Genomic DNA, 17,287 nt, shown 5'->3' on the forward strand with positions numbered 1-17,287 from the left:
GCTACTTGGCCACCGCGCGGCCGAAATCGGGGGCGGAGGTGTCCTGCCCCGCGTCGATGATCGACCGGCGGATGGCGCGGGTGCGGGTGAAATACTCGTGCAGATGCTCCCCATCCTCGGTCCGGATGGCGCGTTGCAGGGCGAACAACTCCTCGGAGAAGCGGCCGAGGATGTCCAGAACCGCCTCCTTGTTGGTCAGGAAGATGTCGCGCCACATGGTCGGGTCGGAGGCCGCGATCCGCGTGAAGTCGCGAAAGCCCGAGGCGGAATACTTGATGATCTCGCTGTCGGACACGCGGCGCACATGTTCGGCCACGCCCACCATGGTGTAGGCGATCAGGTGCGGGGTGTGGGACACCACGGCCAGAACCACGTCGTGATGGGCGGCGTCCATGACGTCCACATTCGCGCCCATCCCTTCCCACAGCGCGCGCAGGTGGGCCATGGGCTCGGGGTCCGCGTGATCGTCGATCAGCAGGCACCAGCGGTTGGTGAAGAGCGTCGCAAAGCCCGAACGCGGGCCGGAATGTTCGGTCCCCGCCAGCGGATGGCCGGGGATGAAGTGCACACCTTCGGGAATGTGCGGGCCCACCGCCTCGATCACCGCGGCCTTGACCGAACCCACGTCCGTCACGGTCGCGCCCGGCTTCAGATGCGGGGCGATGGCCGCCGCCAACTCGCCCATGGCGCCCACCGGCACGGCCAGCACGACCAGATCGGCCCCGGCCACCGCCTCGGCCGCCGTGTCGAAGACGTGGTCGCAGAACCCGACCTCGCGCGCGGCGTCGCGGGTGGCGGCGCTGCGGGCATAGCCCGTGATCTCTCCGGCCAGTCCCGCCGCCTTCATGGCATGCCCCATGGAGGAGGCGATCAGCCCCAGTCCCAGCAGCGCCACACGCTCGTAGATCATCAGCGAAGACCCTTGAACTGCGCGATCGCATGGGCAACGCGGCGGCACGACGCCTCGTCCCCGATGGTGATGCGCAGGCAATGCGGCAGCTTGTAGCCCGCCACGCGCCGCACGATCAGCCCCTGGCTTTGCATGAACTGGTCGCAGGCCTCCGCCTCGGCGGCGTCGGCAAAGCGGGCCAGAATGAAGTTCGCCATGGACGTGTCCGAGGGCACACCGAGTTCGGCCAGCGCCTCGGCTAGCCAGACGCGCCAGCGGGCGTTTTCCTGACGGCAGCGGGTCACCCAGTCCTGATCGCGCACGGCGGCCTCGGCCACCTCCTGCTGGGTGGTGGACAGGTTGAAGGGGCCACGAATGCGGTTCAGCACGTCGATGATGGGCTTCGGGCCATAGCCCCAGCCCACCCGCAGCCCGCCCAGACCGTAGATCTTCGAAAACGTCCGCGTCATCACGACGTTCGACCGCGCCTCGATCAGGTTCAGGCCGGCGTCGTAGCCCTGCACGTATTCGGCATAAGCCCCGTCCAGCACCAGGATCGCCTGCGGGGGCAGCCCGGCCGCCAGCCGCGACACCTCGGCCGACGACACCATCGTGCCGGTCGGGTTGTTCGGATTGGCGATGAAGACCAGCTTCGTGTTGGGCGTGCAGGCCGCCAGAAGCGCGTCCACATCCGTAGTGCGCTCCCGCTCCGGAACCTCCACCGGCGTCGCACCCACGGCGAGGGCCGAGATGCGATACATCAGGAAGCCGTGCTCAGTGAACACCACCTCGTCCCCCGGACCGGCATAGGCCTGGCACAGGAAGGTGATGATCTCGTCCGAGCCGACGCCGCAGATCACGCGGTCGGCGTCCAGACCGTGCACCTCGGCGATGGCCTGGCGCAGCGACGCGTGGTCGGTGCCGGGGTAGCGGTGGAGCGTGTGCACGGTGCGCAGGAACGCCTCGCGCGCACGCTCAGACGGGCCGGCCGGGTTTTCGTTGGAGGACAGCTTCAACGCGTTCGCCACGCCCGACACATGGCTTTTCCCGCCTTCATACAGGGCGATGTCGAGGATTCCGGGCTGCGGACGGATGGCGTTGGTCATGGTCGTGTCCCCTCTGGCCCTCGGGTTCTAGCGATGGCCCGCTGCCCTGACCAGCGGAAACATGGTGAAGGCCGCCCCGCCCCCGAAAGTGCGGCCTTACGGCCACCCCGGACAGCGAAAAGGCCGCCGCGGGGGTTCCGCGGCGGCCTTTCCGGCAGATCTGAATGAAAGGATCAGTTCTGCGCGTAGAATTCGACGACCAGGTTCGGCTCCATCACGACCGGGTACGGAACGTCGGACAGGCCCGGCGTGCGCACGAAGGTTGCGGTCAGCTTGGAGTTGTCGACTTCGATGTAGTCGGGAACGTCACGCTCGGCCAGCGACACGGCTTCCAGCACGATGGCCAGCTGCTTGGAGGACTGCTTGACCTCCACGATGTCGCCTTCGCGGACGCGGTAGGACGCGATGTTTACGCGCTTGCCGTTCACGGTCACGTGGCCGTGGTTCACGAACTGGCGGGCGGCCCAGATGGTCGGGACGAACTTCGCGCGGTAGACAACAGCGTCCAGACGACGCTCCAGCAGACCCACGAGCATCTCGCCGGTGTCGCCCTTCAGACGCTCGGCTTCGGCGTAGATGCGGCGGAACTGCTTTTCGGTCAGGTCGCCGTAGTAGCCTTTCAGCTTCTGCTTCGCGCGCAGCTGCGTGCCGAAGTCCGACAGCTTGTTCTTGCGGCGCTGGCCGTGTTGGCCGGGGCCGTATTCGCGCTTGTTCACCGGGGACTTCGGACGGCCCCAGATGTTTTCGCCCATGCGGCGGTCGAGCTTGTATTTGGCAGCGGTGCGTTTGGTCATCGCTGATCTCCTTCGATATGCGTGAAGGGCGTTGTCCTTTCCCCCGTCCCGAAGAACCGCGGGGCGACAGGTCATCCCCTTGCGGGGGCCACCAACACCAACAGGACCGCCTTGCGAGCGGATCGCGCGCTTATACAGGCGCGGGCCCCGGTGTCAACAGCGCTTCGCCGGCACGCCCCGCCAAAGTCCCATCGCGGCGAGTGTCAGAAGGGCCAGCACGATCAGGCCATAGCCATGCGCCACCGGGATCAGCCCGAAATGCGGCACGACCACCCCCGCCAGCACCGCCGGCAAGGCGAACGCGGTGTAGCTGAGGGCGAAGAACGTGGACAGCATCGCCGCGCGCTCATGCCCATGCGCCAAGGGCAGCAGCAGCCGCAGGATGGAGGAGAAGCACAACCCCTGCCCCGCCCCGGACACGAGCGTTCCAGCAAAGATCATGGCCGCCTGTTCCGTCCCGATGCCCATGAGGGTCATGGGGACGCCCGCCGCCTGCGACAGGGTGCCCGCCATCATCATGCGGGATGCCGGACGCGTGCGGCCCCACAGCACGGCTGCCGCCGCAGCCCCCATCTGCGCGCAGACCAGCGCGCCGGTGATCAGCTGGGTCTTCGTGTGCAGCGCCTCGTGCAGGATGTTGGGCATCAGCGACATGTAAAGGCCGCCCAGCGCCCAGCCGGTCAGGACCGGCGGCACCAGCCGGGCAAAGGCGGGGCGCGCCGCGGCCGGAACGCCCAGGCTGGGGATCATGGAGGTGAAGGCCCCCGGACTGGGCGGGCTGGTTTCCGGCATCCGGATCAGCGCCACCAGCAGCATCAGCGACAGGCCGGCCACGATGGCGAAGGGCAGAACGGTCGGTAGGGGCGCGAAGGCCACCAGCAGCCCCGTGGCCAAGGCCCCCGAGGACATGCCAAGGAACGGCACGATGGAGTTGAGGACTGGCCCGCGATCCGGATCGGCGTCGACGATGGCCGCCCCGCAGGTCGGCACCGCGATGCCCATGGCCAGCCCCTGCATGGCGCGGGCCAGCAGCAGCCCCTCGTAGCTTCCGGCCTGCAGGAACAGCACGAGCGCCACGATGTTCAGGATCAGCGCGCCCGCGATCACCGGCTTGCGGCCAAGGTGGTTCGACAGGCGCCCGCCCGTCAGCAGCGCCACCAGCAGCGTCACCACGTAGATGGCGAAGATCAGGGTGATCTGGAACGGCACCAGGCCGAACTTCTGCTGGTAAAGTGCGTAAAGCGGCGTCGGGATTGCGGCGCCAAGGGCGAAGACGATCGCCGCCAGCGTTCCGAACACCGTCATTGCCCGCAGACTGGCGTGGCGCATGGCAGACCCTTCAGGATTGGATAGGAACAGAACTATCCGCTGAAGGGTCCGCTGTCCACCCGTCAGACGGTGGCGCCGATGCCCGCCGCCCGGCGCCGCGCCACGCGCGCGCGGATCGCCTCCACATCCGTGACGGGCGTCGCCGCGAACAGCTTGCGGGTGTATTCGTGGCTGGGCGCGTCGAACACCGCGTCGCGGGTTCCGTATTCCACGACCTCGCCCTTGAACATCACCATCACCTCGTCGGCGATGTAGCGGACGACCGACAGGTCGTGGCTGATGAACACGTAGGTCAGGTTGAATTCGTCCTGAAGGTCGGCCAGCAGGTTCAGCACCTGCGCCTGCACCGACAGGTCCAGCGCCGAGACGGGTTCGTCCAGCACCAGAAGGCGCGGGTTCACCATCAGCGCCCGCGCGATGGCCAGACGCTGCCGCTGCCCGCCCGAGAACATGTGCGGATAGCGGTTGAAGTGCTCCGGCATCAGGCCCACGCGGGTCAGCATCGCCATCGCCTTGTCACGGCGGACGCTCGCACTGTCCTTCGTGTTCAGGATCAGCGGCTCCATCAGCATGTCCCCGACCTTCTGGCGAGGGTTCAGGCTGCCATAAGGGTTCTGGAACACGATCTGCACCTTGCGGCGCAGTTCGGGCGTCAGGGCCCAGCTGGCCACCTGTTCGCCGTCGATCAGCAGCTCCCCCCCGCTTTGCGGGTCGATCAGCGTCAGGATGCGGGCCAGCGTGGACTTGCCGCAACCGGACTCCCCGACGATGGCCAGCGTCTTGCCCTGCTCCACCTTGAACGAGATGCCTTTGAGCGCACGCACCGTGCCCCCCTTGCGGAACATCCCGCCGGGGGTGGCATAGTCGCGGGTGATGTTGCGGGCTTCCAGAACGACGGTCATCGCGCGGCCTCCAGCGTGGCGGGATCGAGGAAGTCGGACACGGTGGACAGCCGGTCGCCCGTCGCGTGTTCCGGCAGCGCCGACAAGAGCGCCTTGGTGTAGGGGTGGGACGGCGCCTCGAACAGGGTCAGCACGTCGGCCTCCTCCATCTTCTGGCCCTTGTACTTCACGATCACCCGATCGGCGGTTTCGGCCACGACGCCCATGTCGTGGGTGATCATGATCATGCCCATGCCGGTGTCTTCCTGCAGCGTCATCAGCAGATCCAGGATCTGCTTCTGGATCGTCACGTCCAGCGCCGTCGTGGGTTCGTCCGCGATCAGCAGCTTGGGTTTGCACGCGATGGCGATGGCGATCATCACGCGCTGGCACTGCCCCCCCGACATCTGGTGCGGATAGGACCCGAGGCGCTTTTCCGGCTCGGGGATGCCCACGGCGGTGAACAGTTCGATCGCGCGCTGGCGGCGCTGGGCGCGGCCCAGCCCCAGATGGGCGCGCAGCACCTCCTCGATCTGGTAGCCCACGGTGAAGCAGGGGTTCAGGGAGGCGATCGGCTCCTGGAAGATCATCGAGATGTCGCGCCCGATGATCGCCCGCCGGTCCTTGTCGGACATCGCCTGCAGGTCGCGGCCGTTGAAGGTCATGGCGTCGGCCGTGACGGTGGCGCTTTTGGGCAGAAGGCCCATCGCCGCCAGCATCGACACCGACTTGCCCGAGCCGGATTCGCCCACGATCGCCAGAACCTCGCGTTCGTGCACGGTCAGGTTCAGCCCCTTCACGGCATGGAACGTGCCGGTGGAGGTGGCGAAGTGGACGTTGAGGTTGCGGATCTCCAGAAGTGCCATGTCAGCTCCGCTTCAGTTTCGGGTCAAGCGCGTCCCGCAGGCCGTCGCCCACGAGGTTGATCGCAAGGACCGTGATCAGGATGGCGAGGCCCGGGAAGGTCACGACCCACCACGCGCTCAGGATGAATTCGCGCGCCTCGGCCAGCATGGTGCCCCATTCGGGGATCGGCGGCTGCGCGCCCATGCCCAGAAAGCCCAAGGCCGCCGCGTCCAGCACCGCGTTGGAAAAGGACAGGGTCCCCTGCACGATCAGCGGTCCCATGCAGTTCGGCAGGATCGTGCGGACCATCAGGCGGAAGCGCCCGGCCCCCGCCACGCGGGCGGCCATCACGTATTCCTTGTTCTTTTCGGCCATCACGGCCGCGCGCGTCAGGCGCGCGAAATGCGGCTGCAGCACGATGGCGATGGCGATCATCGCGTTCATCAGGCCGGGCCCCAGGATCGCCACCATGACCAGCGCCAGCAGCAGCGACGGAAAGGCCAGGATCACGTCCATCACGCGCATGATCACCGTGTCGACCCAGCCGCCGAAGAAGCCGGCGACAAGGCCAAGGATGATGCCGCCCACCAGCGCGATGAACACGACCACGCAGCCGATGATCAGCGACTGGCGCGCGCCGAAGATCAGGCGCGACAGCACGTCCCGGCCTACGGCGTCGGTGCCCAGCAGGAACTGGCTCGCGCCGCCCTCCTGCCACGAGGGCGGGGCCAGCAGGAAGTCGCGGTATTGCTGGATGGGATCGTGCGGCGCCAGAAGCGGCGCGAAGATCGCGACGAAGATCAGGGCAAGGAACACGGCAAGGCCGATCACGGCCCCCCGGTTTTCCGAGAAGTAGAACCAGAACTCCCGCAGCACGCGCGCGCGTTCGGACTGGGGTTTGACGGTTGCGGTCATGTGTCCCTCACGAATGGCGGATGCGCGGATTGATGATGCCGTAAAGCAGGTCGACGATTAGGTTCACGATCATCACGATGCCCGCGATCAGCAGCAGGCCCCCCTGCACCGACGGATAGTCGCGGCGCGAGATGCTGTCGATCATCCACTTGCCGACGCCCGGCCAGGAAAAGATCGTCTCGGTCAGGATGGCGCCGGCCATCATCACGCCGATCTGCAAGCCGATGGTGGTGATCACGGGGATCATCGCGTTGCGCAGGGCGTGGACGCCCACGACGCGCCAGGCCGACATGCCCTTGGCGCGGGCGGTGCGGACGTAATCCTCGGACAGGACCTCCAGCATGGCCGACCGCGACTGGCGCGCGATCACGGCCATCGGGATCGTGGCCAGCACAATCGAGGGCAGGATCAGGTGCGATAACGCCGAGGCGAAGGCCCCCTTCTGCCCCGACATCAGCGAATCGATCAGCATGAAGCCGGTGCCGTTGGGGAAGAAGTACAAGAAATCGATCCGCCCCGACACCGGCGTCCATCCGAGGATGCCCGAGAACAGGATGATCAGCAAAAGGCCCCACCAGAAGATCGGCATGGAATAACCCACAAGCGCCGCCCCCATGGAGATCTGGTCGAACGCGCTGCCCCGCTTGATCGCGGCGAACACGCCCAGCGGGATGCCGATCAGCGTGGCCAGGATGATGGCGCAGATCGCCAGTTCCATCGTGGCCGGGAACAGGGTCAGGAATTCGCCCAGAACGGGGCGCCGCGTCGCCAGCGAGGTGCCGAAATCACCCTGGAAGATGCCCATGACGAAGTCGAGATACTGGACCACGATCGGGCGGTCAAAGCCCAGCTGGGCCGAAAGCTCGGCGTGACGTTCGGGCGAGATGCCGCGTTCGCCCGCCATCAGCAGCACCGGATCGCCCGGCAGAAGCCGCACGAAGCCGAACGCCACGACCGTGATCCCGATGAAGGTCGGGATCAGATAGGCAAGCTTGCCAATAAGAAATCTGATCATCGGTGTCCCGAAAAGTTGGAGGCGCGCCGCAAGGATCCCCCTGCGACGCGCCGTTGCCAGAGGTTGGCCGATCACTCGGCGATGTCGACGCCTTCGAAGCTGTGGCGGCCCAGCGGGTTCATCACATAGCCGGTGACGTCCTTGGACATCGGCATGAAGACCTGGCTGTGGGCCAGCGTGGCCCAGGGGTTCTGGTCCTTGAAGATGACCTGCGCTTCCTCGTACAGCTTCGTGCGCTCGGCCTGGTCGGTCGTGACCTTGGCCTTCTGCAGCAGCGCGTCGAAGTCCTCGTTGCACCACTGGGCGCGGTTCGCGCCGCCGTCGCCGGTCGCGGCGCAGCCCAGCAGAACGGCCAGGAAGTTGTCCGGATCGCCGTTGTCGCCCGTCCAGCCCATGATCACCGCGCCCTTGCGGGTCGGGTCGGTGGACCGCTTCAGGTATTCGCCCCATTCATAGGACACGATCGACACGTTCACGCCAACCTTGGCGAAGTCCGACTGGATCAGCTCGGCCACGCGGCGGGCGTTGGGCATGTAGGGGCGCTGCACCGGCATCGCCCAGACTTCCATCTCCAGGTTCTCCACGCCCGCATCCGTCAGCATCTTCTTGGCGGCTTCGGGATCGTAGGCGTTGTCTTCCACGGCGTCGTTGTAGGACCACATGGTCGGCGGGATCGGGTTCTTGGCCACGACGCCCGTGCCCTGGAACACCGCGTCCACGATGGCCTGCTTGTTCATGGCCATGTTCAGCGCTTCGCGCACCTCGGGCTTGTCGAAGGGCGCGACCGTGGTGTTGTAGGCAAGGTAGGCCACGTTCAGGCCCGGCTGTTCCATGACCTGCAGGTCGTCATTGGCCTTCATCGCCTCGATGTCGGCGGGCGAGGGATAGGGCATGACATGGCATTCGCCGGCTTCCAGACGCTGGCGGCGGACCGCCGGGTCGGGCGTGATGGCGAAGACCAGGTCGTCGATCTTCTGCGCGCCCTTGTAGTAGTCGGGGTTCGCCTTGTAGCGGATCACGGCGTCGGGCTGATAGGCCACGAACTGGTAGGGGCCGGTGCCGACGGGCTGGCTGTTCAGCGCGGCCATGTTGCCGTCCGCTTCCAGCTGGTCCATGTATTCCTTGGAATAGATCGACGCGAAGGGCATCGCCATGTTCGCAAGGAACGGCGCCTCGGCGCGGTTCAGGACGAACGTCACCGTCAGGTCGTCGACCTTCCGGATCTCCTTCACCAGCGCGGGCATTTCCATCGCGTTGTAGTATTCGTAGGTCGTGCCGGGGATATAGTCGGCCCAGGGGCTTTCCGGATCTCCCTGACGCAGGAACGAGAAGATGACGTCGTCGGCGTTCATCTCGCGCGTGGGCTCGAAATAGTCGGTGGTGTGGAACTTGATGCCGGGGCGCAGGTGGAAGGTGTATTCCAGCCCGTCTTCCGACACGTCCCAGCTTTCGGCCAGACCCGGTTCGACATTGGTCGTGCCGGGGGCGAATTCGACCAGACGGTTGAACACCGCGTCGCTGCTGGCGTCCATGGTGGTGCCGGCCGTGGTGGTCGCGGCGTCGAAGCCTTCGGGCGACCCTTCCGAGCAGTAGACCAGCGTCTTGGCCTGAGCGCCGGCGGCGGCCGCGATCGCAAGCGCCGAAACCATCGCGAGATGGGCAAATTTCATGTGCAACTCCCATTGCAGGCAACGGTTCGTTCCGTCGCCATTTTAGATCCCCGCATGATTTTCCCAAAATCCGCAGGGTGCAAGCGCGATTATAGAGGGAAGGCCGTCTTCGCAAGGGATCGACGCAAGAAAGCTGCGGCCGCGGACTTTGACGTCACGTCATCCGCCACGCATGGACGCGGGCCCGTCCAGCACCTATCTAGGCCCCATGACCCTGCACATGCTGAAGCTTTGCGTCGGCGCCGAGCGCGTCGAGGATCTGGCCCATCGCCAGGCCACCCATTGGCACGGGGAACCGCGCCACGTCACCCGCATGTGGCCCAAGCGGGAGGCGGAGCTGCTGAACGGCGGCTCCATCTACTGGATCTTCAAGGGCCTTGTTCTGGCCCGCCAGCGGATCCTGGGGCTGGAGGCCACGCGCGGCGAAGACGGGATCGAGCGTTGCGCGCTGATTCTGGATCCCGTCATCGTGCGCACGCAGGCGCAGCCGCGCCGGGCGTTCCAAGGCTGGCGCTACCTTGACCTGAAGGACGCGCCCGCCGACCTGCCCGAAGGGCGCGACCACGAGGAACCGCTGCCCCCCGATCTGGCCCGCGCGCTGGCCGAGATGGGCCTGCGCTAGCCTTCGCGCACCAGATCCGGCAGCGGCAGGCCCAACCGGTCCATCAGCGCCTTCAGGGCGGGCCGCGCCTCGGTCCAGTCGGCGGCGCGGGCGGCGAACAGCGTGGCCTGGCTGCGGTGGATCACCGCGTCTTCCAGCACTTTCAGGTGGTTCGCGCGCAGCGTCTCGCCGGTGGAGGTGATGTCGGCGATCGCTTCGGCCGTGAGGTTGCGGATCGTGCCTTCGGTCGCGCCCTGGCTGTCGACCAGCTGATAGTCGGCCACGCCGTTTTCCGTCAGGAAGTCCCGCACCAGCCGGTGATACTTCGTGGCGATCCGCAGACGGAACCCGTGCACCCGCCGGAAGGCCGAGGCCGTGGCGTCGAGATCGTCCAGCGTGTCCACATCGACCCAGCACACCGGAACCGCCAGGATCAGGTCCGCATGGCCGAAGCCCAAGGGCGCCACCTCGGCCACCTGCGCGGACCAGTCGGCCAGCTTGTCGCGCACAAGGTCCGATCCCGTCACGCCCAGATGGATGCGGCCCGCCGACAGCTCGCGCGGGATCTCCCCGGCGGACAGGAGGACCAGCTGCACGCCGTCCAGCCCCTCGACCTCGCCGGAATACTCCCGCTCATTGCCGGTGCGGCGCATGGTGACGCCGCGCGCCCCGAACCAGTCGAAGGTCTTCTCCATCAGCCGCCCCTTGGACGGCACACCGATCTTCAGCATCCTGCGGCCCTCAGTTGCGCGACCAGATGGGGGCGGATGATCCCGCCCACGGCCGGGATGGACTGCCCCTGCCCCAGAACCCTTGTCAGCGCGTCATAGCGCCCGCCCGAGGCGATGACGGGCAGCGCCGGATCCGTTGCGTGGAAGGTGAAGACGAAGCCATCGTAATATTCCAGCGTGGTGCGGCCATGCGTCGTCTCGAACGGCAGGGCGTCCACCGCCACGCCGCGCGCCTTCAGCGCCGCCAGCCGCGTCGCGAACCGTTCCACCGCGTCCGAGATGTGGGGCATGTCCACCGCCAGATCGCGCAACCGCTCCACCGCCTGGGGCGCGGGGCCGGACAGGGCCATCAGATCCTCCAGAAGGCTGGCGCATTTGGGGGGGATCGCGGGCGTGTCGGCGTCCTCGGCCAGAGCGTGGATGCGGGCCGCGATCTCGGAGGCGGAGCGCAGGCCGATATGGGGGCCGGTCTTGGGCAGCGTGCCCTCTTCCAGCGCCTTCAAAAGGCGCACGCGCGCCGGGTGCGGGCCGGTGCGGCCGGCATAGCGGTCCAGAAGGTGGCGGAACCGCCGCGGCCGCCACACGTGGCGCAAAAGGGCCGCGCGCCGCGTTTCGGTCGTCTCCAACCCGCGCACGGCGGCCATCAGGATGCCGATGTCGCCGATCTGCGGCTGCACGCGCAGGGGCGCCAGCAGGTCCGCGAACAGCGCGAAGACCTCGGCGTCCGCCTCCTCGGGGGCGGTGCGGTCGAACACCTCGAACCCGACCTGCAGGTATTCGGCGGCGCGGGGGCGCAGCGTGTCCTGCTTGCGGAACACCTCGCCCATGTAGGTGTAGCGCGCGGGATCGGCCCCGTGGGCCATGTGCGCCTGCACCACCGGCACCGTGAAGTCGGGCCGCAGCACCATCTCTCCGCGCAGGGGGTCCTGCGTGACATAGGCGCGGGCGCGGATATCCTCGCCATACAGATCCAGCAGCATGTCGGCAGGCAGAAGGATGTCCGCCTCCACCGGCTGGGCCCCGGCGGCCTGGAAGGCGGCGAAGAGCCGTTCCGCCTCGGCCCGGATCTCGGCCTTGATCATGACGAGGCTTTCGAACGCGACGCGTCCGCGTCCAGCATCTTCCGCACTTCGGCCACCAGATCGCCGCGCGCCACTTCGACCTGCGCGGGGCGGGCCTTCCACTCCTCGAGGCTGGCCCCTTCGGCGATCTTCGCGCCCAGGATCAGGTCCTTCAGGATGACGCTGCCCTTCCCGGCTTCGTCCCCGCCCTGGATGACGGCCATGGGGGACTGGCGCTTGTCGGCGTATTTCAACTGGTTGCCGAAGTTCTTGGGGTTGCCCAGATACACCTCGGCCCGGATCCCCGCGTTGCGCAGGTCGGCGGCCATGGCCATGTAGTCGGCCATCCGGTCGCGGTCCATCACGGTCACGATCACTGGCCCCTGCGCCTGCGCGCCCATGCGGCCCTTGGCCCGCAGCGCCGCCAGCAGCCGGTCCACCCCGATGGAGACACCAGTCGCCGGCACCGCCTGCCCCGTGAAGCGCTTCACCAGATCGTCGTAGCGGCCGCCGCCCGACACCGACCCGAACTGGCGCTTGTGGCCCTTTTCGTCGAAGATCTCGAAGGTCAGCTCCGCCTCGAACACCGGCCCGGTGTAATAGCCAAGGCCGCGTACGACGGACGGGTCCACCTCTATCCGATCCGAGGCGTAGCCCTGACGGTCCAGCATCTCGGCGATGGTTTCCAGCTCCTGGACGCCTTCAAGGCCGATGGCCGAACCGCCGACTAGTTCGCGCAGCCGCGCGGCCGTCTCGCCACCGGTGGCGCGCTTGGCGGCCATGAAGCCCATCACGACCTCGGCCTGCTCGTCCGACAGACCCGCGCCTTGGGTGAAGTCGCCCGACTCGTCCTTGCGGCCCGCGCCCAGCAGCGCGCGCACGCCCGCGTCGCCCAGACGGTCCAGCTTGTCGATGGCGCGCAGCACGATGCCACGCTCCGAATCGAACCGCGACAGGTCGGACGGGTCGAGAACGCCCGCCACCTCCATCACGCCGTTCAGGACCTTGCGGTTGTTCACCCGCACCAGATAGTCGCCGCGCGGGATGCCCACGGTTTCCAGCGCGTCCGACAGCATGGCGCAAATTTCGGCATCCGCCGCGACCGAAGGCGCGCCCACGGTGTCAGCGTCGCATTGATAGAACTGGCGGAAGCGGCCCGGACCCGGCTTTTCGTTGCGCCAGACGGGGCCCATGGCATAGCGGCGGTACGGGCTGGGCAGGTCGTTGCGGAACTGCGCGGCCACGCGGGCCAGGGGCGCCGTCAGGTCATAGCGCAGAGCCAGCCACTGCTCATCCTCGTCCTGCCAGCCGAAGACGCCTTCGTTCGGGCGGTCCACGTCGGGCAGGAACTTGCCCAGCGCCTCCACCGTTTCCACCGCGCTGGTTTCCAGCGGGTCGAAGCCATAGCGGTGATACACCTCGGCAATGGCGTCGAGCATCGCCTTCCGTTCGGTCACGTCCGCGCCGAAATAATCGCGGAAGCCCTTGGGCGTTTCCGCGCGGGGGCGGCGGGGGGACTTGTCCTTGGCCATGGTCGGACCCTTCGCTATGCTGTCGGGCCAAGGCATTATCGGAAGGGGCGGCGGGCGACAAGCCGCCGAAAGGATCATGGACCGGATCGAACGCAGCGAAGAACAGATCGCCCACCTGACGCGGATGGTGGACGACCTGTCCGAGATCGTCACCCGCCAGACGCGCGAGATCGAGCGGCTGTCCCGCCGCGTCGGCCTGCTGCTGGAGCGGGAGGCCGAACGCGAGGCGGAGGGCGGCACGGTGGCGCTGGCCGACCAGCGCCCGCCGCACTGGTGATCCCTACAGATCCTCGATCATGACGACGCCCTGCACGGCCTTGATCGCGCCCTTCACCTGCGGGGTGACGGGATAGCGGTCGGGCAGCGCGAGGTCGATCTCCTGCCCCTGTTCGTCGGTCACGCAGAACCGGATCTCTCCGCCCCCGCGCCCGTTGCCGGACAGGCGCGCGAACAGCGCGGCGACCGACGTCGCGGCCTCCGCCCGCTCCAGATGGATGCGGAAGCCGGCGCCGCCCGCATCTGCCGCCACGCTGTCGATGGGCTGCGCGGCGCGGGCCAGCAGCTTCAGCGTGTCGCCTTCCAGCTGCGCCTCAACGGTCAGGACCACGTTCTGGCCGGGCTCCAGCAGGTCGCGGGCCTGGTCCAGCGTGTCGGAAAACACCGTGACCTCGTACAGGCCCGTCGGGTCCGACAGCTGCACGAAGGCGAAGCGGTTGCCGCGCGCGGACTTGCGTTCCTGACGGGAGCTGACCGATCCCGCCAGCTTCGCCACCTTCGGCCCGCCCTGCGCGGCCTCCGTCAGCTCGGTCAGGGTCATAACGTTCTTGCGGCGCAGGGGGCCCATGTAATCGTCCAAGGGGTGGCCGGACAAATAGAAGCCGATGGCCTTCATCTCCTCGGCCAGACGCTCCACCGGCAGCCAGTCGTCGCGGCTAACAAGGCGCGGTTCGGGCAGGTCGTCCCCCGCCTCGCCGAACAGCGACACCTGCGAGGACGCCCGCGCCTCGTGCACTGCCGCGGAATAGGCAACCAGCGCGTCCAGCGCGTCGAACACGCGCGCGCGGTTGGGGTCCAGCAGGTCGAACGCGCCGGCGCGGACCAGCATCTCCATCGGGCGCTTGCCCACGCGCTTCAGGTCCACCCGCCGCGCGATGTCGAACAGGCTGACAAAGGGCGTGCCGCCCCGCCCGGCGACGATCATCTTCATCGCCTCCACGCCCACGTTCTTCAGCGCGCCAAGGCCATAGACCAGCTTGCCCTCGCGCACGCTGAACGTGGCCTGGCTGCGGTTGACGCAAGGGGGCACCGTCTCGATCCCCAGCTTGTCCACCTCGCGCTTGTAGATGGCCAGCTTGTCCGTCAGGTCGATGTCGCAGTTCATCACGCCGGCCATGAATTCGACCGGGTGGTTCGCCTTCAGCCAGCCCGTCTGGTAGCTGACCACGGCATAGGCCGCCGCGTGCGACTTGTTGAAGCCGTAGTTGGCGAACTTCTCCAGCAGGTCGAAGACCTCGCCCGCCTTCTTGGCGTCGATGTTGTGGGTGGCCTTGGCGCCCTCGATGAACTTCGGGCGTTCCTTGGCCATCTCCTCGGCGATCTTCTTGCCCATGGCGCGGCGCAGAAGGTCGGCGCCGCCCAGCGAATACCCCGCCATGACCTGCGCGATCTGCATCACCTGTTCCTGATAGACGATGATGCCCTGCGTCTCGGCCAGGATGAAGTCGATGGTGGGGTGGATGGATTCCAGATCCCGGACGCCGTTCTTCACCTCGCAATAGGTGGGGATGTTCTCCATCGGGCCGGGACGGTACAGGGCGACCAGCGCCACGATGTCCTCGATGCAGGTGGGCTTCATGCGCCGCAGCGCGTCCATCATGCCGGAGCTTTCGACCTGGAACACCGCCACGGTCTTGGCCGCGGAATAAAGCTCGTAGGTGGCCGTGTCGTCCAGCGGGATGTGCCCGATGTCGTTCTCCGTGCCCGGCGCGGGGGTGTAGAGCGTGCGCCCGTCCGCCGCCTGGTGCAGGTCGCGCCCGCCGGCACGGATCAGGTCGATCGCGTTCTGGATCACGGTCAGCGTCTTCAGGCCCAGGAAGTCGAACTTCACAAGGCCGGCGGCCTCCACCCACTTCATGTTGAACTGGGTCGCGGGCATGTCGGACCGCGGATCCTGATACAGCGGCACCAGCGCGTCCAGCGGCCGGTCCCCGATCACGACCCCCGCGGCGTGGGTCGAGGCGTTGCGCAACAGCCCCTCCACCTGCTGGCCGTAATCCAGAAGGCGCTTCACCACCTCCTCCTTCGCGGCCTCGCGCAGGCGCGGTTCGTCCGCCAGCGCCTTCGCGATGGAGACGGGCTTCACCCCTTCCAGCGGGATCATCTTCGACAGGCGGTCCACCTGCATGAAGGACATCTGCAGCACGCGCCCCACGTCGCGCACGGCAGCCTTGGACAAGAGCGCGCCGAAGGTGATGATCTGCCCCACCTTGTCGCGCCCGTATTTCTTCTGGACGTAGCGGATCACCTCCTCCCGCCGGTCCATGCAGAAGTCGATGTCGAAGTCGGGCATGGACACGCGTTCGGGGTTCAGGAACCGTTCGAACAGAAGCGCATAACGCAGGGGGTCAAGGTCGGTGATCGTCAGCGCATAGGCGACCAGGCTGCCCGCCCCCGACCCCCGCCCCGGCCCCACCGGAATCGCGTTGTCCTTGGCCCACTTGATGAAGTCGGCCACGATCAGGAAATAGCCGGGGAAGCCCATCTTCTCGATGATCCCCAGCTCGAAATCAAGCCTTGCGTGATATTCCTCCACCGTCACGGCGTGGGGGATCACGGACAGACGCCGTTCAAGGCCCGCGCGGGCCTGACGGCGCAGCTCCTCCACCTCGTCCTCGGCAAAGCGGGGCAGGATCGGGGCGCGTTTCGCGGCCTTGAAGGCGCAGCGGCGGGCGATCTCAACCGTGTTCTCCAGCGCCTCGGGCAGGTCGGCGAACAGGGCGAACATCTCGGCTTCGGATTTGAAGTAGTGCTGGGGCGTCAGGCGGCGGCGGGGCTGCTGCTGGTCGACATAGGCGCCCTCGGCGATGCAGATGAGGGCGTCATGCGCCTCGTACATCTCGGCCTTCGGGAAATACACGTCGTTGGTGGCGACCAGCGGCAGGTTCAGGTCGTAGGCCATCTCCACATGCCCGCGCTCGGACAGGGCCTCGGCCTCGGGCAGCTTGCCCCCTTCGCCGGGATGGCGCTGCAACTCGACATAGAGGCGGTCCGGATAGGTGTCGGCCAGCCGGCGCAGCAGCGCCTCGGCCCGCGTGCGCTGGCCGGTGCGCAGAAGGCGCCCCACCGGTCCGTCCGGCCCGCCCGACAGGCAGATGAGGCCCGCCGAATAGGTCGCCAGTTCCTCCAGCGTCACCTGCGGCAGTTGCCCGCCCTTGTCCACGTACAGGCAGGACGACAGCTTCATCAGGTTCATGTAGCCGGCCTCGTCCTGCGCCAGCAGGACCACGGGCGCGGCGGGGCGCGTCTTTTCGCCGGGCTGGGCCGGGTCGTAATCGACGGCCACCTGGCAGCCCACGATCGGCTGCACCCCGGCGCCCGAGGCGGTGACGGAAAACTCCAGCGCGGCGAACATGTTGTTCGTGTCGGTCACGGCCACGGCGGGCATGGCCGCCGCCTCGCACAGCTTGACCAGCTTCTTGACGGGCACGGCCCCTTCCAGAAGCGAATGTTCGGTGTGGACGCGCAGATGGATGAAACGGACGGGATTCGACATGCCGCATCCTAACGCGGCAGGCGCGCCTGTTAAAGCGGCAGTGACGGCCCGGCCCCCGCCCACCGCCCGCGGTTGCCCGGAAAATCCGCGCTGCGGCGGTGTTGCCTATTCCCACAGCCGCGATCCCCCGCTATTCGCCGCGTTC

At 67.4% G+C, this 17,287-nt stretch carries 15 protein-coding genes; 2 read left to right on the top strand and 13 right to left on the bottom strand.

Features of this window, described 5'->3' with window-relative positions; translation table 11 throughout:
• Nucleotide 1: 1 nt before the first annotated feature.
• From PIJ50_RS09165 to PIJ50_RS09205, 9 genes are all read right to left on the bottom strand, one after another.
• Complete coding sequence (locus PIJ50_RS09165) at nucleotides 2-913, bottom strand: prephenate/arogenate dehydrogenase family protein (protein WP_271974764.1); 912 nt, start codon at nucleotides 911-913, stop codon at nucleotides 2-4.
• Nucleotides 910-1,995: a histidinol-phosphate transaminase gene (hisC, locus tag PIJ50_RS09170; RefSeq protein ID WP_271974617.1), complete on the bottom strand. Its 1,086-nt coding sequence runs from the start codon at nucleotides 1,993-1,995 to the stop codon at nucleotides 910-912. Before hisC ends, PIJ50_RS09165 begins: the two co-directional genes overlap by 4 nt.
• A 173-nt stretch (nucleotides 1,996-2,168) precedes the next feature.
• Nucleotides 2,169-2,789 (bottom strand): 30S ribosomal protein S4, encoded by a 621-nt coding sequence (gene rpsD, locus PIJ50_RS09175; protein ID WP_271974619.1) that lies wholly within the window; start codon nucleotides 2,787-2,789, stop codon nucleotides 2,169-2,171.
• Nucleotides 2,790-2,942: 153 nt separating this feature from the next.
• Entirely contained in the window at nucleotides 2,943-4,118 is a 1,176-nt protein-coding gene (locus PIJ50_RS09180; RefSeq protein ID WP_271974621.1) for an MFS transporter, read from the bottom strand.
• A 62-nt stretch (nucleotides 4,119-4,180) separates the two neighbouring features.
• On the bottom strand, nucleotides 4,181-5,020 hold the full coding sequence (locus tag PIJ50_RS09185) for an ATP-binding cassette domain-containing protein (protein ID WP_271974623.1): 840 nt from the start codon (nucleotides 5,018-5,020) through the stop codon (nucleotides 4,181-4,183).
• The gene (locus PIJ50_RS09190; RefSeq protein ID WP_271974625.1) at nucleotides 5,017-5,865 is read right to left on the bottom strand and encodes an ABC transporter ATP-binding protein; all 849 of its coding nucleotides are present in this window, start codon (nucleotides 5,863-5,865) and stop codon (nucleotides 5,017-5,019) included. The genes PIJ50_RS09185 and PIJ50_RS09190 overlap by 4 nt, the downstream gene beginning before the upstream one ends.
• A gap of 1 nt (nucleotide 5,866) precedes the next feature.
• The gene (locus PIJ50_RS09195) at nucleotides 5,867-6,760 is read right to left on the bottom strand and encodes an ABC transporter permease subunit (protein WP_271974627.1); all 894 of its coding nucleotides are present in this window, start codon (nucleotides 6,758-6,760) and stop codon (nucleotides 5,867-5,869) included.
• Between the two features lie 7 nt (nucleotides 6,761-6,767).
• Nucleotides 6,768-7,775, bottom strand: a complete 1,008-nt coding sequence (locus PIJ50_RS09200; protein WP_271974628.1) for an ABC transporter permease subunit — start codon at nucleotides 7,773-7,775, stop codon at nucleotides 6,768-6,770.
• Between the two features lie 71 nt (nucleotides 7,776-7,846).
• Complete coding sequence (locus PIJ50_RS09205) at nucleotides 7,847-9,445, bottom strand: ABC transporter substrate-binding protein (RefSeq protein WP_271974630.1); 1,599 nt, start codon at nucleotides 9,443-9,445, stop codon at nucleotides 7,847-7,849.
• A gap of 220 nt (nucleotides 9,446-9,665) precedes the next feature.
• On the opposite strand from PIJ50_RS09205, the gene PIJ50_RS09210 reads away from it, so the two are divergent.
• Complete coding sequence (locus tag PIJ50_RS09210; RefSeq protein WP_442900722.1) at nucleotides 9,666-10,067, top strand: DUF1489 family protein; 402 nt, start codon at nucleotides 9,666-9,668, stop codon at nucleotides 10,065-10,067.
• Here the strand turns inward: PIJ50_RS09210 and hisG are convergent.
• The 3 genes from hisG to hisS are packed head-to-tail and all read right to left on the bottom strand — an operon-like array spanning nucleotide 10,064 to nucleotide 13,370.
• Nucleotides 10,064-10,777 carry an ATP phosphoribosyltransferase gene (hisG, locus tag PIJ50_RS09215; RefSeq protein ID WP_271974633.1) on the bottom strand — a complete coding sequence of 238 codons (714 nt, stop codon included), beginning with the start codon at nucleotides 10,775-10,777 and terminating at the stop codon, nucleotides 10,064-10,066. The two genes, PIJ50_RS09210 and hisG, sit on opposite strands and share 4 nt — an antisense overlap.
• Nucleotides 10,771-11,859: an ATP phosphoribosyltransferase regulatory subunit gene (locus PIJ50_RS09220; protein ID WP_271974635.1), complete on the bottom strand. Its 1,089-nt coding sequence runs from the start codon at nucleotides 11,857-11,859 to the stop codon at nucleotides 10,771-10,773. Before PIJ50_RS09220 ends, hisG begins: the two co-directional genes overlap by 7 nt.
• Entirely contained in the window at nucleotides 11,856-13,370 is a 1,515-nt protein-coding gene (hisS, locus tag PIJ50_RS09225) for a histidine--tRNA ligase (RefSeq protein ID WP_271974637.1), read from the bottom strand. The genes PIJ50_RS09220 and hisS overlap by 4 nt, the downstream gene beginning before the upstream one ends.
• A 76-nt stretch (nucleotides 13,371-13,446) precedes the next feature.
• Between hisS and PIJ50_RS09230 the strand changes: the two genes are divergently transcribed.
• Nucleotides 13,447-13,647: a SlyX family protein gene (locus PIJ50_RS09230; RefSeq protein WP_271974639.1), complete on the top strand. Its 201-nt coding sequence runs from the start codon at nucleotides 13,447-13,449 to the stop codon at nucleotides 13,645-13,647.
• Nucleotides 13,648-13,650: 3 nt separating this feature from the next.
• Here PIJ50_RS09230 and dnaE read toward each other — a convergent pair whose 3' ends face one another.
• On the bottom strand, nucleotides 13,651-17,142 hold the full coding sequence (gene dnaE / locus PIJ50_RS09235; RefSeq protein ID WP_271974641.1) for a DNA polymerase III subunit alpha: 3,492 nt from the start codon (nucleotides 17,140-17,142) through the stop codon (nucleotides 13,651-13,653).
• Nucleotides 17,143-17,287: the final 145 nt, after the last annotated feature.

The sequence above is a fragment of the Falsirhodobacter sp. 20TX0035 genome (assembly GCF_028307215.1).
In the GTDB taxonomy this organism is placed as follows: domain Bacteria; phylum Pseudomonadota; class Alphaproteobacteria; order Rhodobacterales; family Rhodobacteraceae; genus Falsirhodobacter.